The sequence below is a fragment of the Microbacterium sp. TPU 3598 genome (assembly GCF_002356155.1).
Classification (GTDB): Bacteria; Actinomycetota; Actinomycetes; order Actinomycetales; family Microbacteriaceae; genus Microbacterium; species Microbacterium maritypicum_A.
Genome location: NZ_AP017975.1, coordinates 3,622,133 through 3,643,198 on the forward strand (window position 1 = coordinate 3,622,133; position 21,066 = coordinate 3,643,198).

At 68.6% G+C, this 21,066-nt stretch carries 20 protein-coding genes; 6 read left to right on the plus strand and 14 right to left on the minus strand.

Annotation, left to right across the window (positions count from 1 at the left end):
• On the minus strand, positions 1 to 957 hold the full coding sequence (locus tag MST3598_RS17270; RefSeq protein ID WP_029260694.1) for an ABC transporter permease: 957 nt from the start codon (positions 955 to 957) through the stop codon (positions 1 to 3).
• A 72-nt stretch (positions 958 to 1,029) separates the two neighbouring features.
• Complete coding sequence (locus tag MST3598_RS17275; protein WP_021199490.1) at positions 1,030 to 2,628, minus strand: ABC transporter substrate-binding protein; 1,599 nt, start codon at positions 2,626 to 2,628, stop codon at positions 1,030 to 1,032.
• 159 nt (positions 2,629 to 2,787) lie between these two features.
• On the opposite strand from MST3598_RS17275, the gene MST3598_RS17280 reads away from it, so the two are divergent.
• From MST3598_RS17280 to MST3598_RS17290, 3 genes are all read left to right on the plus strand, one after another.
• The gene (locus MST3598_RS17280; protein WP_021199489.1) at positions 2,788 to 3,483 is read left to right on the plus strand and encodes a FadR/GntR family transcriptional regulator; all 696 of its coding nucleotides are present in this window, start codon (positions 2,788 to 2,790) and stop codon (positions 3,481 to 3,483) included.
• A 95-nt stretch (positions 3,484 to 3,578) separates the two neighbouring features.
• Positions 3,579 to 4,496: a DUF808 domain-containing protein gene (locus MST3598_RS17285; RefSeq protein ID WP_029260696.1), complete on the plus strand. Its 918-nt coding sequence runs from the start codon at positions 3,579 to 3,581 to the stop codon at positions 4,494 to 4,496.
• Between the two features lie 120 nt (positions 4,497 to 4,616).
• Complete coding sequence (locus MST3598_RS17290; RefSeq protein WP_029260697.1) at positions 4,617 to 4,856, plus strand: hypothetical protein; 240 nt, start codon at positions 4,617 to 4,619, stop codon at positions 4,854 to 4,856.
• A gap of 49 nt (positions 4,857 to 4,905) precedes the next feature.
• Here the strand turns inward: MST3598_RS17290 and MST3598_RS17295 are convergent, their stop codons facing one another.
• Complete coding sequence (locus MST3598_RS17295; protein ID WP_231494500.1) at positions 4,906 to 6,255, minus strand: HNH endonuclease; 1,350 nt, start codon at positions 6,253 to 6,255, stop codon at positions 4,906 to 4,908.
• Positions 6,256 to 6,338: 83 nt separating this feature from the next.
• On the opposite strand from MST3598_RS17295, the gene MST3598_RS17300 reads away from it, so the two are divergent.
• Positions 6,339 to 7,538, plus strand: a complete 1,200-nt coding sequence (locus MST3598_RS17300; RefSeq protein ID WP_029260699.1) for a hypothetical protein — start codon at positions 6,339 to 6,341, stop codon at positions 7,536 to 7,538.
• A 51-nt stretch (positions 7,539 to 7,589) separates the two neighbouring features.
• On the opposite strand, the gene MST3598_RS17305 is transcribed toward MST3598_RS17300, so the two are convergent.
• From MST3598_RS17305 to MST3598_RS17320, 4 genes are all read right to left on the minus strand, one after another.
• Positions 7,590 to 9,533: an ABC transporter ATP-binding protein/permease gene (locus MST3598_RS17305; protein WP_036271968.1), complete on the minus strand. Its 1,944-nt coding sequence runs from the start codon at positions 9,531 to 9,533 to the stop codon at positions 7,590 to 7,592.
• Between the two features lies 1 nt (position 9,534).
• A complete protein-coding gene (locus MST3598_RS17310) occupies positions 9,535 to 10,755 on the minus strand; it encodes a peptidoglycan-binding domain-containing protein (protein WP_081860212.1) in 1,221 nt (406 codons plus the stop codon).
• Between the two features lie 63 nt (positions 10,756 to 10,818).
• A complete protein-coding gene (locus tag MST3598_RS17315; RefSeq protein ID WP_029260702.1) occupies positions 10,819 to 11,691 on the minus strand; it encodes a hypothetical protein in 873 nt (290 codons plus the stop codon).
• A 29-nt stretch (positions 11,692 to 11,720) separates the two neighbouring features.
• Positions 11,721 to 12,170, minus strand: a complete 450-nt coding sequence (locus MST3598_RS17320) for a peptidase inhibitor family I36 protein (RefSeq protein ID WP_029260703.1) — start codon at positions 12,168 to 12,170, stop codon at positions 11,721 to 11,723.
• Between the two features lie 235 nt (positions 12,171 to 12,405).
• Here MST3598_RS17320 and MST3598_RS17325 point away from each other — a divergent pair, with 235 nt between their 5' ends.
• Together MST3598_RS17325 and pnuC are read left to right on the plus strand one after the other, a co-directional pair.
• Entirely contained in the window at positions 12,406 to 12,933 is a 528-nt protein-coding gene (locus MST3598_RS17325) for a GNAT family N-acetyltransferase (RefSeq protein WP_029260704.1), read from the plus strand.
• Between the two features lie 2 nt (positions 12,934 to 12,935).
• On the plus strand, positions 12,936 to 13,649 hold the full coding sequence (gene pnuC / locus MST3598_RS17330) for a nicotinamide riboside transporter PnuC (protein WP_029260705.1): 714 nt from the start codon (positions 12,936 to 12,938) through the stop codon (positions 13,647 to 13,649).
• Between the two features lie 64 nt (positions 13,650 to 13,713).
• Here the strand turns inward: pnuC and MST3598_RS17335 are convergent, their stop codons facing one another.
• The 7 genes from MST3598_RS17335 to MST3598_RS17365 form a co-directional block, all read right to left on the minus strand.
• The gene (locus MST3598_RS17335) at positions 13,714 to 15,081 is read right to left on the minus strand and encodes a heparan-alpha-glucosaminide N-acetyltransferase domain-containing protein (protein ID WP_051671237.1); all 1,368 of its coding nucleotides are present in this window, start codon (positions 15,079 to 15,081) and stop codon (positions 13,714 to 13,716) included.
• A gap of 130 nt (positions 15,082 to 15,211) precedes the next feature.
• Positions 15,212 to 15,949: an amino acid ABC transporter ATP-binding protein gene (locus tag MST3598_RS17340; RefSeq protein WP_021199478.1), complete on the minus strand. Its 738-nt coding sequence runs from the start codon at positions 15,947 to 15,949 to the stop codon at positions 15,212 to 15,214.
• Positions 15,946 to 16,812, minus strand: a complete 867-nt coding sequence (locus tag MST3598_RS17345; protein WP_029260707.1) for an amino acid ABC transporter permease — start codon at positions 16,810 to 16,812, stop codon at positions 15,946 to 15,948. Before MST3598_RS17345 ends, MST3598_RS17340 begins: the two co-directional genes overlap by 4 nt.
• Positions 16,809 to 17,660, minus strand: coding sequence for an ABC transporter substrate-binding protein (locus MST3598_RS17350; RefSeq protein ID WP_029260708.1), 852 nt, complete (start codon positions 17,658 to 17,660; stop codon positions 16,809 to 16,811). Before MST3598_RS17350 ends, MST3598_RS17345 begins: the two co-directional genes overlap by 4 nt.
• Before the next feature lie 77 nt (positions 17,661 to 17,737).
• Positions 17,738 to 18,166 carry a cupin domain-containing protein gene (locus MST3598_RS17355; protein WP_029260709.1) on the minus strand — a complete coding sequence of 143 codons (429 nt, stop codon included), beginning with the start codon at positions 18,164 to 18,166 and terminating at the stop codon, positions 17,738 to 17,740.
• Positions 18,167 to 18,203: 37 nt separating this feature from the next.
• Positions 18,204 to 19,499: an amidohydrolase family protein gene (locus MST3598_RS17360; protein WP_029260710.1), complete on the minus strand. Its 1,296-nt coding sequence runs from the start codon at positions 19,497 to 19,499 to the stop codon at positions 18,204 to 18,206.
• Positions 19,496 to 20,953: an adenosylhomocysteinase gene (locus MST3598_RS17365; RefSeq protein WP_051671238.1), complete on the minus strand. Its 1,458-nt coding sequence runs from the start codon at positions 20,951 to 20,953 to the stop codon at positions 19,496 to 19,498. Before MST3598_RS17365 ends, MST3598_RS17360 begins: the two co-directional genes overlap by 4 nt.
• Positions 20,954 to 21,066 lie beyond the last annotated feature (113 nt).

A 21,066-nucleotide genomic window follows, 5' to 3' on the forward strand; every position in this document is an offset into this window, starting at 1 on the left:
TCACACCGCCCGGATTCGAGGATTGATGAGCACGTACAGGAGGTCGACGATGATGTTGATCACGACGAAGGCGAGCGCCACGGCGAGCGTCACACCCTGCACGAGGTTGGGTTCGTTGTTGGTGACGCCGTTGAGGATGAGCGTTCCCATTCCCGGGATGGCGAAGATGATCTCGATAACGACCGCACCGCCGAGCAGGTAGCCGATGCGGAGTCCGAGCACGGTGACCGGGGTGATCAGGGCGTTGCGCAGCACATTGCGACCGACGACGATCACTCGCGGGATGCCGGCGCCCAGGGCGGTGCGCACGTAGTCGCGGTCGAGCTCCTCGACCATCGAGGTGCGCACGACGCGGGAGAGCTGACCGATCACCGGCACGGCGAGCGCGATGGCGGGGAGGGTCATGCGGGCGAGCCATCCGGAGGGGTCGCTCCAGAAATCCGGGAGCGGCCCGGAGGCCGGCAGCAGGTTCAGCCCCAGGGTGAAGACCTGGATGAGCAGGATGGCGAGCCAGAACGACGGCGTGGAGAGCGCCGCGACGCCGAACACGCGGATCACCTGATCGGGCCAGCGGTCGCGGTAGACGGCGGCGAGGACGCCGATCACGAAGGCGACGATCACCGCGATGAGGAGCCCGAGGAAGGTGAGGGCCAGGGTCACCGGGAAGGCGCGGGCGACCTCGTCGATCACCGGGAGACTGCGTGCGGAGTAGGTGCCGAGGTCGCCCTGCACGAGTCCGAGCAGGAAGTTCACGTAGCGGACGAACAGCGGGAGGTCGAGGCCGTGGTCCTCGCGGTACGCCTCGAGGGCTTCGGGCGACGCCGTCTCGCCGAGCGCGGTGCGCGCCGGGTCTACGGGGGAGAACGACATCACGAAGAACACGAGGAACGTGATGCCGAGGATCATCAGCGGCAGCTGCAGCAGTCGCCGGCCGATGAGGCGGAGCGTGTGGGACACGTGCCGCTCCTTCCGGGGGTATGGGAGAGACAGGGGGCGCACTCGTCGGGTGAGCGCGCCCCCTGGTGCGGGCTACTTCGCCGCCACGCCGACGTCGAGGAACGACAGTCCGGTGGTGGGGACGGGCTGGAATCCGACCAGCTCCTGGCTGCTCCATGCGGTCGGCAGCTTGCGGTGGAACAGCGGGTAGAGCACGGCCTGGTCGGAGAGCAGGTCGTAGGCCTCGTCCCAGGTCTTCTGCTGCTCCTCGCCCTCCTGCTGGACGGCGGTGTCGAGGAGCGTGCGCAGCTGGGCGTACTCGGGAGAGTCGGCCCAGTTGGTGCGGGTCTGGGTCCAGACGTTCTCGCCGTACCACCAGTTCATGAGCAGGTCGGGGTCGACGCCGAAGACCGAGGGGTCACCGGGGGCCACGGCCACCGTGTAGTCGCCGGAGTCGACCTTCTCGTACATCGACGCGGACTGCCCGATGTCGAGCGTCGTGTCGATGCCGATCGCGTCGAGGGACTCCTTGATCAGCGGGGCGACCTCCTTGACCCATCCGGTGTCGGTGGTGAGCAGGGTGATGGACAGGTCGGAGACGCCCGCGTCGGCGAGCAGTTCCTTCGCCTTCTCGGGGTCGTAGGTGTAGACCGTGGAGGCCTCGTGGTAGTTCGGGTAGGTCTCGGGCAGGAACGAGGTCGCGGGCGTGGCGTTGCCGAGCATGCCGGTGCCGATGATCTTGTCCATGTCGAGGGCGTAGTGCAGGGCCTGGCGCACGCGGACGTCGTCGAACGGCGCCGCCTTGGTGTTGAACATCATGAACAGCAGGCCGAACGACTGCACGCTGTCGACGTCGGCCGAGGAGGCGAGCGCGTCGACGTCGATGTACGGCACGTCCTCGATCGCCTGCACGGTGCCCGTGGACATCGCGGTGACGCGAGCGGAGGCGTCGGAGAGCAGGTTCCAGTTCATGCCGGCGGCGAGCGCGGGGCGCGGCCCGTTGTAGTCGTCGTAGCGCTCGAAGACGAGCTTGTCCTCGGGAACGGCCGACACCAGCGAGTACGGGCCGGAACCGACGGGGTTGGTGGCGAAGCCCTCGGGGTCGGCTTCGACGACCGACTTCGGGACGATCTTGACGACACCGAGGCGGTCGTTGATCAGCGAGAACGGGTAGTCGGTGGTGATCCGCACGGTGTCGTCGTCGACCGCGGTGACGGTGTCGATGAAGTCGACGAACGACAGGAAGAGCGAGTTGTTGTTCGGGTCGAGCACGCGGTCGTAGCTGAAGACCACGTCGTCGGCGGTGACCGGATCGCCGTTCTGGAAGGTGGCGCCTTCGCGGAGGTCGATCTCGTAGGTCGTGTCGTCGATCTTCGTCGGGAGGTCGGCGGCGAGGGCGGGGGCAGACTTCTGGGTGACGGGGTCGAGGTCGACCAGCCCCTCGAAGATGTGCCAGTTCGCCGAGACCGTGACGGCGCCCGACGCGACCATCGGGTCGAAGCTGCCGTTCAGCGTGTACGAGATGCCCGCTTCGATGATGCCGTCGGGGTCGATCTCGCTCGCGGCTGCGCTCTCGTCGGGAGTGCTGGTGGTGCCCGCGCCGCAGCCGGCGAGGGCGACGGACGCGGCGACTGTGCCGGCGACCGCCATCGCGAATCGACCCGCGCGGCGGCGGGTGATGTGTCGGTTCATGTGTGCTCCAGGGTGGTGGGGGGAACATCTTGAGGACATCTGATGTCTGATGTACTCTAGACACAGGTTCGATCAGATCACAAGAGTGAGATGATCGGAGCGTTTCTGCCAGGCACGAGAGGGAGCCCCATGAAGTCCACCACGAGTAGGGCGTCACGCATGCGGCGCTCGACCACGGCGGATCAGATCAAGCAGCTCATCCTGACCCGGGGGCTCACGCCGGGCGACCCGCTGCCGACCGAGGCGGAGCTCTGCGAGGAGCTCGACGTCTCGCGATCCTCCGTGCGCGAGGCGATCCGCACGCTCTCGACCCTCGACATCGTCGATGTGCGTCACGGCCACGGCACGTATGTCGGACCGATGTCGCTGGACCCGATGGTCGAAGCCCTCGTGTTCCGCGGGGTGCTGTCGCCGGAGGGATCCCTGCAGGCGCTGCGGGAGGTCGTCGAAGTGCGCCTGGCGCTGGATCTGTCGATGGCCGAACGCGTGGTGGCCGCCGCTCAGGACGACCCCGACCCCGAGCTCGACGCCCTGGTGGCCGACATGGTCGCCAAGGCCGAGCGCGGGGAGCACTTCCTCGACGAGGACCGCGCGTTCCACACCCGCCTCTTCGGCGCGATCGGCAACCGTCTGGTCGGTCAGCTGGTCGGCGCCTTCTGGGATGTGCACACGGCCGTGCTCCCCCAGCTGGGCATCCCTCAGCCCGACGACATCCACAAGACGGCGAAGGCGCACGGCGACATGCTCGACGCCGCACGTTCGGGTGATGTCGAACGCTATCGGCAGGCCGTCATCGAGCACTATCAGCCGTTGCAGCGTGTGCTCGCGAGCGCGGCGGAGGAATCCCAGGGCTGAGGTCGCCGGCCGGATCCCTTTTCCGACTCGACAGTGGCGCCCCTCGGACTCGATAGAGTTGCCTGCGCACTGCACACCACGAGGGGGATCCGCCCATGTCCGTTGGACTTCTGGCCGTCGTCGACGACATCCTGAGCGCAGCGATGAAGGCATCGGCCAAGGCGGCCGGCGTCGTGATCGACGACGCCGCGGTGACTCCGCAGTACGTGCAGGGCCTCACGCCCGCGAGGGAGCTGCCCGTCGTCGGCAAGATCGCCCTCGGGTCGCTGGCGAACAAGTTCGTGATCATCATCCCGGCGGCGCTGCTGCTGACCGCGTTCGCTCCGTGGGTGCTGCCGTATCTGCTGATCCTGGGCGGGGCGTACCTGTGCTTCGAGGGCGCCGAGAAGGTGCTCGAGTGGTTCGGCGTGCAGCACGGTCACGCCGACGAGGGAGCGCGCGATGAGAGGAAGCTCGTGCTCGGCGCGGTGCGCACCGACCTGATCCTCTCGACCGAGATCATGCTCATCTCGCTCGCGAGCCTCGAGAAGGGGCTCGACATCTGGGCGACGCTGGCGATCCTCGCCGTGATCGCCCTCCTCATGACGGGTGTCGTCTACGGCGCTGTCGCACTGCTGGTGAAGATCGACGACATCGGTCTGAAGATGGCGAAGAACCCGGTGCAGCGTGTGCGGCACACCGGCACCAGGATCGTGCGCTCGATGCCCGGGGTGTTCCGCTTCATCAGCATCCTCGGCACGGTCGCCATGCTCTGGGTCGGCGGCCATCTCGTGCTGGTGAACCTCGGCGAGGTGGGGTGGCACTTCCCGGTCGATGTGCTGCACGCGGTGGAGCAGGCGCTGCATGGCCTCGGTCCAGTCGTGGTCTGGATCGTGGACACCATCATCTCCGCGATCGCCGGTCTCATCCTGGGGCTGCTCGTCGTCGGGATCGTGCTCGGCATCGCCCGGCTGTTCGGCAAGACGCCCAGCTTCCACGAGGGCGAGGCATCCCCCGCCGACGTCCACGTCTGAGCCCGAGCCCCAGCCCGAGCCCGAGCCCCCGCCCGAGCCCCAGCCCGAGCCCCGGCCCGAGTCGTCGCTATCCGCCGCGCGGGGGATGCGGCCCGCCGTCCGCTCCGGTTTGATCGGAGCATGAGCACCGATCACGCCACGCAGTTGCGTCGGACCCGGCGCCTGATCTCCGCCATCGCCATCGTGGGGATCGGTGCGGCCGCGGTCTGGTTCGTCTTCGCCGCAATCGGCGAGTCCGGTGGCCAGCTCACTGCTGCCAGCGCCACTGCTGCGGGGCTGGGCGCGGCCTGGTCAGCGGGGTTCGCCGCCCTCACCTCCCGACTGAAATCTATCGAGAACGCCCCGACCTCGTCGGGCTGAGTCCACCGGACGAGCGCGACGAAGGTGTCTGCCCGAGGAGACGGCGCACTCACGCCGCGATGTCGTACCGGGCTCTGCCGCCAAGCCTCGGTCTGCGCTCGGGGTCGACGTTCGGCGGCGGAATGAGCCACACCCGCGCCGCGAACCCCCGCCCCTCGATCCTGATCTCCCAGTCGTTGTCGTGGATGCGATGATGACAGCTCTCGCAGAGCAGCACTCCGTTGTCGAGATCGGTCGGTCCGGCATCCCGCTGCCACCAGCGCAGGTGATGCGCCCTGGTGAGTTGCGGGGGCAACCCGCACATCACGCAACCGCCGTCGCGTTCCACGAGCGCGAGTCTCTGGGCGCGGGTGAACAGCCGCTTCTCGCGCCCCCAGTCGAGGATCTCGCCGCCACCGCCGAGCACGACGGGGATGATGCCCCCACCCGCCGCCATCCGACGACATGAGGCGATGCTGACCGGCTCATCGAGGCCGTCGACCGTCGCGAATCCGGTGCCTGCGGTCAGGTCGTCGAGCCCCACGCGGACGACGACGGTCGCACCGGATACCGGAAGCCCGCCGTTGTCGCATCCGCTCGCATGCGCGCAGATCTCGACGAGCGCATCGGCCTGGATCATCGCGACCGTGCGACGGTCGGCATCAGGCGCCGCGGGGTCGAGCACGTGCGCCCGCGCCTGGAACGTGGCCGTCACGTACGCCTGGATCGCCGCCTTCACGGGAGCGCCGGACGCGATGTCGGTCTGCAGGGTCAGATGCAGCGACCCGTCGCGCTCGAACATCGTCAGCGAGCGCCGTGACCGGGCCTCATCTTCGCGCGGAGCCACACCGTCGGGATCGAGCCAGGCCTCGGCGTGCACGACGAGCTTGCGCACGTCATCGAGCGACAGCCCTGCCGCACGTTCGACGAGCAGTCGCTCGGCATCGACGATCCGCTCGATCCCGGCCTTCACGCGCGCCCGGTCGAGCAGGGCCACGATCAGCGCCGCGGCCGCCGCACTGAGCTCGCCGGCGCCGATCGCCCGCTGCACCTCGGGGTACCGCGGGGGCAGCTTCTCGCCGATGAGGTTCGCCCGCGGCGCGGTCGCCTCCCCCACCTTGACGAGCCGCACCGCGTCGCCCGTCGATCCGCCGGTCGTGGCGGCGATCATGGTCGCCGGGTTGCGGAATCCCTGCTGCTTCGCGAGACCCGCAGGCCCCAGTTCCGGACGCGATTCCCGCGCGATGCCCGCCGCGATCTCGGCATGGATGCCGTCGAGCCGACGCTGTACCAGTCCCATCGCCCGGTGCGCATCGAGCAGCTGCGCGCGGCTCAGATCGGCCGCGTTCGTCGCATCGCCCCACGCGTCTTCGAGGTACGTCATCGCCTCGAGGAGCGGGTTCAGATGCGGGTTCGCCATACCTCCATCTTAGAAGATATGTTCGAATCTCAGGAAGGCCTGTGGATAACTCCGCACCTCGTCATTGCCGTAGTCTCATCGCCATGTCCGCGTCCCCGAAGCTGCGCAGCACGAAGCGCGATGCCGACCGCTGGTTCCGTGAACAGGGCCTTCCGACGTTCGTTCCGCTACGCCGCTGGTTCACCGACCTCCCCCGCCGTGTCGCACCGTTGATCGCGTGGGTCGCGGTGGCCGCGTACCTCTTCCAGGACGGGATCGAGGTCGTCTTCGACTTCGCTCTCGACGACGACTCCACGGAATGGGAGATCCTGCTCGTCCTCCTCGCCGTGGTGATCTTCCTGCTCGCGATCGGGCTCGCGTGGGCCGCCTACTACCTCGTGCGCGCCCTGCTGCGTCGCCTCCCGGTGGGCATCGGCACCGCGGTCGCGCTCGTGCTGATCGCCGCGTGCCTCGCCTTCACGATCGTCTACGGATACAGCGCCCAGCCCGACGCGACCGTCGGCCCGGTCCTCCGCACGATCCTGGTGCTCGGCCTCTGCATCCTGGTGACCGGCATGGGCGGCGGCGCGATGATCTCCTGGGCCTCGCGCCTCGCGGTGCGCAACGCCTCGGCGATCGGTCACATGGCATCGATCGCCCTCCCGGTGATCCTGATGCTCGTCGTGTTCTCGTTCTTCTCCGCCGAGGTCTGGCAGATGGCATCCGCCCTCTCCTGGGGATCGATCGCCCTGCTCGGCCTGGTCGTCGCGGTGCTCGCGGGGATCGTCGTGCTGCGAGTCAGCGCCTCCGAGATCGACGACGACGCTCAGGCACCGAGTCCCGAGCAGCGAGCCGCCCTGCTCGTCGGCACGCCCGCCGAAGGCCGCCCCGTCACCTCCGGCGCTCCGGGGCGACTGCGCGCACCGCAGCGCATCAACATCCTGCTCGCGATGACCGTCGCGCAGCTGGTGCAGGCCCTGTTCTTCGCCGGGCTCCTCGCGGCGCTGCTGATCGTGATCGGAGGCATCGCCGTCCCCACGGGCGTCGTCGGCATCTGGCTCGGTCCCGGCAGCGCCGCACAGCCGCTCGCGGTGCAGCCCCTGGAGTTCTTCGGGGCGAAGCTGCCGCTCACCGTCAACCTGCTCAAGGCGGCCACCCTGCTCTCGGTGATCGCCGCCCTCCCCTTCGTGTTCTCCGCGGTGAGCGAGGCCCGCTATCGTGAGCGATTCTTCGACCCGATCATGGCCGACATGCGGCGTGCGATCCTCGTGCGCGAAGCCGTGAGCACGACGACTGCGCGCTGAGCTCTGTGACTGTTCGGTCGCAGCACGCCCGGACGGCGTCCAGCGAGGATGTCAGCTGCGGAGGTTCTCCGCGGGGCGCAGACGCGCGGCGCGGATCGAGGCCAGTCCGCCTCCCCCGGCACCGACGATCAGGCCGACAGCGATGGCGATCGGAAGCAGCACGATGTCGAACACGGGGGCCCATCGTTGGCTCACGGTGACGACGAGGATTGCCGCCATACCGAGTACCAGGCCCGCGGCCCCTCCGACGACACCGACGATTGCGGATTCCAGAGTGATGAGTTCTCCGATCTGCCGGTCTCGTGCTCCGAGCGCTTTGCGCATGCCGATCTCGCCGCGGCGCGCATTGACAGCGAGGAGCGTGGCGTTCATGAGTGCGGCGATCGCGACGATCAGCGCCAGCAGCGTGAACGCGGTGAGGGTGGCTTGCACGCCCTGTTCGACCTGCCCCCTCAGCTGTGCGGAATCGGTCGGCGCAACGACGACGATCCGCTCCGGCTCGAACGGGTTCAACGCCGAAGGCAATTGCTTGGCGACCTGCTGCGCTGCGCCGGAGGACGTCACGGCCAGCATCGTCACGTCTACGGCCCCCTTTGCTGTGAGGCCGTCGCGGGGTCCCACGACCACCTCGCCGCGGAGCAGGGGGAGGCGCGCGGACGTGGTGATGATGCCAGCGACGACATATATGACGCCATCAACCGAGATCGTGGGAGCGCCATCAATGCTGCTGAGCCGCATGTCCTTCGCGAGAAGATCTCCGATGTAGGCCTCGCCGCCCGCTAGGGGTCCCGCATGCCACGGTGCCTCGTCGACCGTGAGACGCGCAGCACCGACGATATCTCCGATGGCGACGTGCGGCCGGATCTGGCGTGCCTCCGCGAACGTCGAGACCGTGCTGACGTTGAGATCGATGACGACCGCAGCCGCATCCACTCCGCTGAGTCGCTCGATCGCCTGCGGAACCTCCTCGGGCGGAAGCGAGTTCTTGGCCCCCGTCGACCACGTCGCCGAGACCTCACGATTCAGGTGGGCATCGAATGTGGCGGATACCTGCGCTCGCGCCGATGCCGCAAGCCCGAGAGTGGTGATCGTCAACGCCACGGCGATGGCGACGGCGAGCCCCTGTCCGATCGATTGATACCTTCTCGACGTCACGGATGCCCAGGCGTCGCGAAGCATGTCGGCGAACCGGATGCGCCCGGTGAGCCGCACCCGCTCATCTTCTCTCGTGCGGGACGTGCGGGCATCATTCGAAGGAGAAGCCGGCGGCCCGTCCGCAGGGGCTTTCGATGCCGTACTCGCTCCGCTGCCGGACTGTCGCTCGTCGGACACGATCGCACCGTCGGCGATGTGGACCACACGACGCGCCCGTGCCGCGACCTCGGCCGAATGAGTGACGACGACGACCGTCGCCCCATCGCGATTGATACGTTCGAGCTCATCGAGAACCCGAGCGGCGTTGACCGAGTCGAGGTTGCCGGTCGGCTCGTCGGCGAGAATCAGCTTCGCATCCCCGGCGATCGCACGGGCGATGGCGATGCGTTGACGCTGCCCGCCCGACAGTGTCGAGGTGCTTTGGAAGGCGCGGTCTGCGAGGCCGACAGAGTCGATGGCGCCGAGAACGCTCTCACGCCGCTCCACACGGGGCACGCCCCGGTAGAGCAGGTTCAACTCGACACTGTCGATGGCCGGCCTGGCCTCGAGAAGGTGGAAGGCCTGGAACACGAATCCGATCTTCCGTGCGCGCACGCTCGCCGCGCGGCGACCGTCGCCGGCACGAGCTTCCTCGCCGTCGAGAACATAACTACCCGCCGTCGGGTCGTCGAGAAGCCCCAGGATGTTCATCAGCGTCGTCTTGCCACCGCCCGATGGCCCGACGATCGCAACGAACTCCCCCTGGTCGATTTCCAGGTCGATGCCGCGAAGCGCATCGACCTCGGGCCGACCCGCCGAGGAGTACGTCCGACGCACTCCCCGCAACTGAATCAGCGACACGTCAACCGACTCGAACCAGTTCGCCGGCCTTCAGGGCACCTTCGTCGCGCGGCTCGACGGCTACCTCGCCCTGCAGTGTGCCCAGGACTGTGACCGGCACCTCGAGGAGCGTTCCGTCGGCGTGCTGCTTCGTCAGAACGTTCTTGTCAGGCCCTCGGTCCGACACGGCGAGAACCGGGACGATCAGCGCGTCCTCGGCCACGATCTGCTTGATCACCGCCACCCGCGCCCGCCCCGACGACCCCGGCAGCGCTGTTTTCGGAACCACGGCGAAAGTGACCTCGGGTGCGGCCTGTTCCGCATCACCGTTCGAGCCCGATCCCTCTGAGTCTTCGGCCGAGTCAGAGGGGCGGATGTCTCCCACGATGCCCTCGACCTCAGTGCCACCGATCGAGATCACCGCCGCGTCTCCTGCGACCACATCCCCGAGATCGGTGACGGGAACCGTGATCGTGACCACCAGATCCGCCGACCCGAGGATGAAGTCCGGCACACCCTCCGCCGCCAAACGCTGCCCGACCTGAACACCTTTCACGACCTGCGCGGACGCAGAAGGCATCGCCAGAATTTCGGCGACAGGAACATACCCCTCGGCAGCCGGCGCCTTCTCGCTCGGATCTGCCGCCTTCTCGCCCCCCTCCGGGCTCGTCTTCTCCGCCGCGGCACTGCGAGTGGGGGCCTCATAGCCATTGTCCTGATACCAGCGCTTCACCGCCGCAGCCGTCTCGCCTCCGAACCGCCCATCGGCGTTGAGCTGGTACGACCGCGCCACGAGTGCAGCCTGTAATGCCTCGACATCCGGGCCACGATCCCCGACGCCCATGTCGCGGTAGAAGGAGAAGGCCGACTGCACACCGAAGAGAGGGCGCCCGTTGACCTCGGTGAGAACCTGCCCCGAAGAAGCGGTCGCACCCGTCGCCAGTGGGCGTCCGGTGACGACGGTGAGCGACGCTTCCGCGACAGGGAGCACCGTCACCGGAGTCTGCGTCGACGGGCCCGCCTGCCCGGTGAAGCCGACCTCGCCAGCCAGCGCCCCCTGCGTGACCTCTGCGAAGACCGGCCCGGGGGCGGGCGCCTTGGCGTTGGCCTCCTGCTGCGCCGACGACTGGAACTGCGCCGCAAACCAAAACCCGGCACCGATCAGCGCCACAATCAGCACCACGGCGATCACGACGATCCAGCGTGACCGTCTCGCCGTCTCCGGCACAGCTACTTCATCCATCGAACTCTCATCACTCACTGATCGGCCAAGGCTCGTTACCGAGCCAACTCTCGCGCCGCCTCTCTAGGGCGCGGCTGGCGCGTTCTCCGCCACGATCGTCAACAGCTTCTTCTTCCGTTCGATCGCGTCCGCACGGATCCGATCGAGCTTGTCCCTGTTCTCCGCGACGAGCTTCTCCTGCTCCTCCCAATTCCGCTCATACCAGAGCGAGGCCCACCCACTCGACTCCTGGCACTCCGCATCAGCAACAGCCGCAGCAAGCTCCTCCGCCGAAGGCGCGGACGACGACCCGGTCACCGCACCCCACACCTCTGCCACCTCATAAGGAGCTCCTTCCCAAGGTTGCTCCTGAGTCACCGCGTAATCCACCCGTGGGGTCAGACACTCCCGCCAGGCTTTCACCGCCTTGACCACATCCGGATCCTGCTCCACGATGTCCCAAGCCTGGGCGGATAGCTCAGCGTTGTAGTTCAGCCCGTCGGCGGTGGATGCGAAGTCCTTGTCTTTCGCGCGGATCTTGTCAGTGCAGGCCACGAGCGCGTCATCCAGTTCCTGATTCGGAAAGTACGAATCCACTGTCTCTGTGTATGTCAACCACAGCTCAGCGCTCTCCGGATCATCCAGCCGCGCGAAATGGTAACCCCACTTCTTTGCCAGTTCCAGATTGAACAGCCGCAGACCTACCCGGTTGAAGTCTTCCGCACGGGGGAAGTCGGTATCCTGCCACGGCACCGGCCACTCATACCCCTGCGCACCCAGACAATCCGAGATCAACAACTGCTCCGCATAGTTGTCCAGGTCCGGGGAATACACGACGAACTCATCAAGAGGCATCTTCCAAGCCGCTTGATTCCTCACCCCCGCATCCGCCTCACTGTCGGACGCGGTACACCCCACCAGACCCCCGGCAACCGTGACCGCAAGGACGGTCGCCATGACCAGGCGGCCACCTACGCGCGGAGAAGTCACCGGCATAGAGCCGAACCAACGCTACTGAGGGTGCCGCTGAAGTATCCCGACTCGATCTCGTCGTTGTAGCTACCCACATTGCCGAAGCCCTGCCCCCGGAGGATAAGGAGGCCCTTCCCTCCTGTCTGGTTCTGTCCTTTGTAGAGGTAGGAGTTCTGGGAGCGCCCGTTGTTGAAGGTGGAGGAGATGACGTCGCCGTAGGACCTCCAGCCGATGGCCATGACATCCACGCAGTTCGCGAACTTGTGCGTGGACGGCTGCTGCCATGCGTCGTTGGTGTAGTTGTAACCCGAGTAACTGCACGTGTACCCGGATGGGCAATCACTCGGCGCGGCTGCGGCAGGGCCCGCCAAGGCGAGAACTCCCACCCCGGACAGGACGAGTGCGATCAGCGCGCTGGCCGCTCTTGTGCGCCAGGTTGCGCGACGCGCGTGTTCCAAAGACATGAGATCCTCCGATGCACCCGCCTACTAAAACAATACGTTCTACACAGTAGACATGGTTCGTGTGCGCGTCTGTAGGCCGTTCGGGGGACAAGCGCGGTGCCCGCACGTCGCCCCCGTAACTGTTCGGCCGCAGCACGCCCAGCGCCCGTTCCTCCTGCTAGCGTCGGCGATGCGCACCCGAAGCGCCGAAGAAGGATGCGCACCCGAAGCGCAGAAGAAGAGAGAACGCCCGCCGATGACAGCCGTGCGAATCAGGGACGCCGAGACCGCCGATCTCGAGACCATCACCGCGATCCACAACCATGCCGTGCTGCACACCACCGCGATCTGGAACGAAGAGGCGGTCGACCTCGCCGACCGCGTCGCCTGGCTCGCCGATCGCACCGCCCGCGGCTACCCGGTCATCGTCGCCGTCGACGACACGGGGGTGCTGGGCTACGCGTCGTACGCGCAATGGCGTCCGCACAGCGGCTATCGCCACACGGTCGAGCACTCGGTCTACGTCCTCGACGGCCAGCACGGTCGCGGCATCGGCACCGCCCTCATGTCGGCGCTCGTCGATCGTGCGCGGGACGCGGGGATGCACGTGATGATCGCCGGGATCGAAAGCGGGAACGCCGCCTCCATCGCCCTGCACGAGCGCCTGGGCTTCGTCGAGGTCGGACGCATGCCGCAGGTCGGTGCCAAGTTCGGACGCTGGCTCGATTTGAGCATGCTGCAGCGGGTGCTCGACGACCGCCCCGAACCCGACGCCGGATCCTGACGATGAACCTGCTGCAGTGGTTCGTCGACGCCTTCAACTCGCAGTGGATGCTGCCCGGCGGGCAGACGCTCCTGGTCCGGGAGGTCGTGGGCAACGCGTTCGGTCTCGCCAGCGCGCTCGGCGGCATGCGACGCAAGGTGTGGGCATGGCCGGTCGGCATCATCGGCAACCTGCTGCTGCTCACCGTCTTCCTCGGCTCCGCTCTCAGCCCCGATCCGTCACTGCCGCACCTGCTCGGCCAGGCCGGGCGGCAGATCATGTTCATCGCGGTCGCCATCTACGGATGGGTGCGCTGGCGGAACCTCGACGGCGGACGCGTGGTCCCGCGCTGGGCGCCGACGAGCGCCCGCATCGGCATGGTGCTGGTGATGGTCGTCGGCACGGTCGCCCTGACCCCGCTGTTCCGCCTGCTGGGATCGTGGGAGCCGGTGTGGGCCGACGCCTGGACGTTCGTCGGCTCGCTGCTGGCCACCTACGGCATGGCGAAGGGCTGGACCGAGTTCTGGCTGGTCTGGATCGCTGTCGACGTCGTCGGGGTGCCGCTGCTGTTCAGCTCCGGCTACTACGCCACCGGCTTCATGTACGTCTTCTACGGCGTCTTCACCGCGATCGGCTTCGTGATCTGGTGGCGGGCGCAGCGCACCGCCGCGCATCCGATCGAGATCCTGCCGCCCGACCCGAGCCCGCGACGGCCGGAGGAGGAAGAGCTCGCCTGAGCTCCCCTCCCCCCGGGCATCCCCCTCCGCCTCGATGTCGCCCCTCCTCGACACGAGGCCGTCTTCAGCGCCGGCGCTTCGCCGTGCGCGTCGTCTTCGCTGTCAGCGCCATGGCGTCGGCTGCCCACGCTGTGAGTCGTTCGAGCGGGCCCTTGCCGACCGTGCGCGTCCAGATGAGCGCGCCGGCCATCATGAGCAGTGAGAGCGCGATCCACGGCAGCACCGGGTTGGGCAGCCAGGTCGCCGCCCCCGCCAGGATGAGGATCGCCTGGACGACGTAGCCGGTGAGCGGAACCGCGCCGTAGGCCGCCAGCGGGAGAACGGCCCACCGCGCATAACGGGTCACCAGCAGGCACAGGCCGAGGACGGCCACCGCGAAGCCGCCGGATGCCAGCACCTCCAGCACGCCGCCGGAGTGGGCCGAGACGCTGATGACCGCTTCGAGCATCTTCGCGGGCGGGTCCTCCGAAGCCACGCGATCGATGTACGACTGCCCCTCTTCGATGCCGCCGCCGTCGTCCGTGAACAGCGAGGCCTTCTCCGGCGGGAAGCAGACGACGACGCCGTCACTGGTCTGGCACGCCAGTCCGGAGACGTCGACCTCGTCCCCGGGGATCATGCCCATCGAACCCGAACCCGAACCCGAACCGGACGTGGAGCTCGACGACGCGACTTCCTGCGGCGGCGACGTGAGGAGCGCACCCAGCGCGTAACCGCCGATCGCGATCAGTCCTCCGCAGACGAGCATGACGACTGCCGTCTTCACCCGGGTCAGGTCGAGGCGTCCGATCACGAGACCAGCGCAGAGCAGCGCAGCCCAGACCGTGATCGGGTAGGTGCCGAACAGCACCAGCGACAGCCCCGGGCCGCCCAGATCCGGCGAGAGCGTGCCGATCAGGGCGAGCAGCGGCGGACCGAGGATGCCGAGTGCCGCCCCCGCGATCACCAGCACTCTGGTGCGCAGGTGCACCGTGAACGCCGCCAGGATGTACAGCACGCCGTAGAGCGTGAGGATCACGGCGATTCCCGAGCCCAGCAGCTCGACCACGAGCCCGATCACGAAGATCGCCGCCCCGCGACCGACCAGGCGCAACCGGATCTTCCGGAGCTCGTCCGGTGACGCGGTACCGGCACCGCCCGTCATCAGCGCGAGCGAGACCCCGGCCAGCAGGGCGAACAGGATCGAGGAGCGACCGTTGACGATGTCCAGCCATGTCGACGGGTCGGTCAGGGTCAGGTCGGGACCGCTCGCGACCATCAGATGTGCGCCGAACATCCCCACCAGGGCGAGTCCGCGCGCGACGTCGACGCCGACGATGCGGCGCCGACGTGTGGAGGCGCCTCCGCCGCGGCGTGGGCCGTCGCCGGAGTCGGCCGCGGAGGCGTCGGCCGTCGGCGCGGCGGAAGACGGGATGATGTGGGGCGTGCTCACGTGGGACCTCTCGAGGAATCGGCGGAGACCTCAAGCTCAGCACGCGCCTCCGAGGGCGCGCATCCACCCTCAGTACCGCTTCGATCCGTCGAGCGGATGAGCGTCGACGCCGCGCGCTTCCCGCCGGGCGTCAGTGCTGCACGCGCGCCAGGAACTCCGCGGTGGCCGCCTGCTGCGGGGCATCGAACACCTGGGAGGGCGGTCCCTGCTCGACGACGACACCGTGCTCGAGGAACACGATGCGGTCGGCGACCTCACGCGCGAACGACATCTCGTGGGTCGCCATCACGATCGTGGCGCCCTGCTGCTTCAGCTGTCGCACCAGATCGAGCACCTCGCCCACCAGCTGCGGGTCGAGGGCGCTGGTGATCTCGTCGAGCAGCAGCACCTCGGGCTGCGTGAGCACCGCGCGCACGATCGCCACGCGCTGCTGCTGCCCGCCGGAGAGCCGGTCGGGGTACTCGTCGGCCTTGGCGCCGAGGCCGAGCGTGTCGAGCAACGCGCGTGCCTGGGCGCGCGCCTCCGTCTTGCGCATGCCGTGCACGCGCACGGCGGCGAGCGTGACGTTGTCGAGCACGGTCAGGTGCGGGAACAGGTTGAAGTGCTGGAACACGACCCCGATCCGGGCCCGCACCGCGTCGGCGTCCACCCGCGGGTCGGTGATGTCCTCGCCGGAGAGGAAGATCTGCCCGTCGTCGATGCCCTCGATGAGGTTCATGGTCTTGAGGAGGGTCGACTTGCCCGAGCCGGACGCGCCGATCAGCACGACCACCTCGTGCGTGCCGACCGCGAGGTCGATGCCGCGCAGCACGTCATGATCGCCGAAGCGCTTGCGCACACCCCTGGCCTCGATCACGGGCACGCTCATACGACTCCTCCGGCCTGCTCGCGCTTGTTCAGACGCGCGGTGACGACATCGGTCAGGCGGATCATCGGCCAGCTGAGCACGATGAACATGAGGCCGGCGACGACGTACGGTGTGAAGTTGTAGGTCTCGGCGACCATCAGCTGTGCCGCACGGACCGCATCGACGGCGCCGAGCACCGAGATCAGCCCCACGTCCTTCTGCATCGAGACGAAGTCGTTCATGAGGGCGGGGACGACCTTGCGCACGCCCTGCGGGATCACGACGATCCGGAGCGTCTGCCCGTGGGTCAGCCCGAGCGACCGCGCGGCGATGCGCTGCGAGGGATGCACGGCCTCCATGCCTGCACGGAGCACCTCGGCGACATAGGCGGAGTAGGTGAGGACCAGCGCGATCGTGCCCCAGAACATCGGGGGCATGCGCGGGAAGATCATCAGCGCGGGGATGCCGAACCCCACGAGGTACAGCACGATCAGCAGCGGGATGCCACGGAAGAAGTCGGTGTAGGCCGCGGCGATCGCGCGCAGAGGGAAGAACACCGGGCCGCGCAGCGAGCGCATGGTAGCCAGGAGCGTGCCGAGGATCGCGACGCACACCACGGCGATGACGAGCACCAGGAGGTTGACGAGCAGTCCCTGGAAGATCGGACCGATGCTCTCCAGCGCGACCTGCGGATCGAAGAACGTCTGGCTGACGATCGCCCAGCCGGGGGTGTTGACGACGACGACGACGAGCACCGCCAACAGGGCGATGCTGCTGCCGAACGCGATCAGGATGGATCGGGTGGTCGCCCGACGCCGCAGAGCGCGGCGTGACAGCTCGAGTTCGCTCGGCTGCCACTCCGCGTCGACGGAGGTCGAGGTCATTTCAGGACGGGGACGTCGACCGCGTCGCTGAGCCACTTCTGCTGCAGCTCGTCGAGCGTGCCATCGTCACGCAGGGCGTCGACGGCCTTGGTGACGTCGGCCGTGAGCGCGGAGCCCTTGGGAAGGACGATGCCGAAGTCGTCGCCGCCGTTCGCGTCGGCGAACTGACCGGTCACCACGCCGTCGTCGAGCTGGGCACCGACGACGTAGAAGGCGCCGGGGAGGTCGGTGATCATGGCGTCGATCTGCCCGCCCTTGAGCGCGAGCACCACGTCGTCGACCGAGTTGAAGACGTTGAGGTTCGCTTCGCCGAGCTGGGCCTTGGCGACCGTGTAGCTGGTGGTCCCGCTGGCCACGCCGACCTTGGTGGCCTTGAGCTCGTCGATCGTGGTCGCCGATGCCGCGGGCGAGCCGCCGACCGCGACGACGGCCTGCGTGGTCGTGTAGTACGGCGACGAGAAGTCGACGGCCTTCTTGCGGTCATCCGTGATGGAGAACTGCTGCAGGTTGATGTCCCAGTCCTTGGGGCCCGGTGCGATGGCGCCGTCGAAGGTGGTGCGCACCCAGACGATGTCGTCGGCCGTGTAGCCGAGCTGCTCGGCGACGGCGTTGGCGACCGCGCCCTCGAAGCCCTCACCGTTGGAGGGGTCGTCGTCGACGAACCACGGCTCGTAGTTGGGCTCGCCGGTCGCGATCGTGAGCTTGCCCTCGGTCACGGTCGGAAGGCCCGAGCCGTCTCCGCTGCCGGAGCCCGTGGACGGCGAGCTGCAGGCGGAGAGGGTGAGGGCGATGGCGGCGGCAGCAGCGGCGACGGCTGCAGCGCGGCGGAGGGCGGGAGCGAAGGGCACGATGACTCCAGGGCGAGGAAGGGTATGGAGAAGACGGCGAGGCAGGACGGGTCTGCCTCTGCAGACACGGTCTGCCTCTACAGAGTAGGCGATGCGGCGAGTCGCCAATCGGCGAAGTCGAAACCTGGGGACACGAAGCACGACACCAGCACCTCGTCGGCGTCGAGCGGCCTCGCGGCCTGCCAGACACCGGCCGGCACAAGCACCTGCGCCGCCTCTCCGGGGCCGAGCACGATCGCCGTCCCCTCGCCCGGTTCCGCACCGTCTCCGCCGAGGCGGAGTTCGAGTCGGCCCGGCCCGTGCCACAGCCACAGCTCGTCGCTGGTCACGACGTGCCATTCGCTCTTCTCCGATGGCAGGAGGAGGTAGTGGATGCAGGTGGCCGCCGGCCGCTGACCGTTCGGCGTCTCGACGGGAAGCGGGCTCGTCCAGGTGCGGCGGAACCAGCCGCCCTCCGGATGCGGGGCGAGGTCGAGCCGCTCGGCGGTCGCGGGGCGCTGCGTCATGAGATGCCTCCAGTGCCAGGGGTGGCGATCGGAACGGTCACGGGGTGACCGCTGCACGGTCGAAGGAGTCGATCGCGTAGCGCACCTCGCCGGAGACGATCGTGGCAGCGGTACGGCCGGCACCGTGCTCGACGAGTTCGACCACCGCATCGGGGCCCGCCGGGACGTCGAAGAAGGTGAGATCGGCGAGGGCCCCCACGGCGAGGTAGCCGGTGCGGTCCGGGCCCACGTCGATCCCCATGGCGTGCGCACCGCCGAGGGTCGCGGCGCCGAGCAGCCGCGCGTGCAGGTCGCGGTCGGTGTACCCCTGCGAGCGGGCGATGCGCGCGAGCTCCGCCACGTCGGCCAGCACGTCGAGCGACGGGCTCGACGACAGCGAGTCGGTGCCGACGGCGATCGGGCTGCCCTCGCGCAGGTACGCGGCGATCGGCGGCTCCTCGAGTCCGATGACGGCGTTCGACCGCGGGCACAGGGCCACCGTCGTGCGACGCTCCCGCAGGATGGCGCGGTCCCTGGCGCTCATGTAGACGCCGTGCGCGATATGGCAGTCGGGCCCGAGCACGCCGAGCTGATCGACGAACTCGGTGGCGCTGGTGCCGAATCCGGCCTGGCGCAGTTCTTGGAAGCTGGCGAGCCCGGCCGTGTGCCACGCCTGCGGATGCTCGTGAGCGAACTCGCTCTCGAACGCGGCCTCGCCGAGGTGGATGTGGATGCGTCCGCCGCGCTCGCGCACGATATCGGGGATCTCCAGCAGCGGCTCGATGTCGAGCGAGTAGGGGGCGTGGGGTGAAAGGCCCGTCCCCGGCGGGGTCGGCAGGGCGTCGAGCGCCTGCTCCACCTGCGCACGCCCGGTACGGGCCCAGTCGGCGTTGGTCCAGCTCATCACCTCCCAGTAGGTGATGCCGTGCAGTCGGGCGTCGTGCAGCGCGGTCGCCGCCGCACGATCGGTCACGACATCGGCCACGGCCGTCGTGCCGGAACGCAGCGCCTGCATCGCACCGTCGGCCGCATCCGCCGCCCAGTCGCGACCGCCTTCGTACACCGGGTCGAAAGCGCGCACCCAGTCGTCGAAGCCGTCGTACTGCCCGCGCCCGACCGAGGCCATGCCGGTGTACTGCAGGTGCGTGTGCGCGTTCACGAGCCCGGGGGTCAGGACGCCGGGCCAGTGCACCTCGTCGGCGGCGATGCCTCGTTCGGACAGCGACCGCAGCACCCACTCGCGCTCTCCGACGTGCATGATGCGGCCGTCGCGCACCGCGACCGCGCCGTCGACGATCGGCGGCGCGGTGATCGGCACGACGAGCCCTGCGGAGTAGACGGTCACGGCAGTCATGCGGATTCTCCTCGGAATCGCGGCGAGCGCCACTCGCGCTGCGCTTCGACCTGCGCCGGGCTGCGCTGGTCGATGTGCGCGCCGCGCAGGGCGAGAGCGGCCGTGCCGATGACGGTGTCGGTCTCGTGCGGCAGCGCATGCACGCCGGCGGGCAGATCGTGCGCGAGGAGGTGCTCGACGGCGAAGAGCTGCACCGAGAACGAGAGGTCCATGATCTCGATCGGGTTGCCTTCGCCGGCAGACAGGTTCACGCACCCGCCTCGGGCGATCACGAGCGCACCTTCGCCGGCGCGATCGACGAACGGAGAGGCTGCGCCGCTCGCACCCGCGAACGGTCGCAGCGTCGCAGGGTCGAGGTCGACCTCGTGTGGAACCCCGCCCGCGACCGCGACGATCGCCGCCGCTCGCAGCACCACGGCGTCGACCGTGTGCGGCGCCCCGGTGGCCGAGACGACGAGCGCTCCCGGGGCGAGGTCGTGCAGTCGTCCGATCCGATAGCCGTCGTGCGCGGCTCGGAGAGCACGCACCGGATCGGTCTCAGCGACGCCGACCTGCACGCCGAGGGCCCGCAGGTGCGCGGCGACACCCTCACCGACCGGGCCGTAGCCGACGACGACGGCAGGCTGGTCGCGGAGGTCGATGCCTGCGGCGTCCAGCGCATCGGCCATCGCGAACACGCACGACTGGCCGGTGCCGTAGCGGTTGTCGAAGGAGGTCTTGGTCAGGGCGTCGTTCACCGCGATCACGGGGATCTCGAGCAGCCCCTCGCGCTCCATGAGCCGCAGCGGCGTGAGTCCGCTCGTCGTCTCCTCCGCCGCACCCCGCAGCTGCCCTGCGAGACCCTCTTCATGAGCGAGGCGGATCAGGTGCGAGCCGTCGTCGAGCAGCAGGTCGAAGCCGCGGCGCAGGAACGACACCGCGGCAGCGCGCTCCGCAGCACCGGAGAGCGAAGGATCACCGTCGACGGGGATGCCGCGGGAGCGCAGCACCTGGGCGACCTCGACGTCGATCTCATCGGGGTGGGCGTACACGGCGACCGCAGCACCGGCATCCCGCAGCAGCAGGGCGAGCTGGGCGGTCTTGGGCTCGAGCACCATCGCGATGCCGATCCGCACACCCTTCACCGTGCCGGCCTCGCGCAGGCGTCGCGCGCGATCGGTGGCGACGGGCATGTGACGTCCGGCCGCATCGACACGGTCGTGAGCCGTCTCACGCGCCGGGAGAGCCTTGCCGTCGAGCAGGATCTCGGGCGTCGCACCCGGTGCGAAGACGACTCCGTGGCCGACCGTGCCGGTGCTTCCGAGATGCGCACCGAAAGCGGGCAGCAGTCGACGCAGCTCGTCGGCCACGGCATCCGTTCCCACGACGGAGAAGTCGCGACCGGCCACGAGCAGGTTGGTCTCGCGGGCGAAGCGCCGCACCAGACGCTGGGCTGTCGCGGTCTCGTCGGTCACCAGTCAAGGGTAGAGCCCGCCGGGTGTGCCGACTGCCAGAGCGGAGGCTGTCGCACCCGAATGTGTCGGCGCGTGTCGGCGACCCTGGATTCACCGGCGCCCTTCGCCTTTCA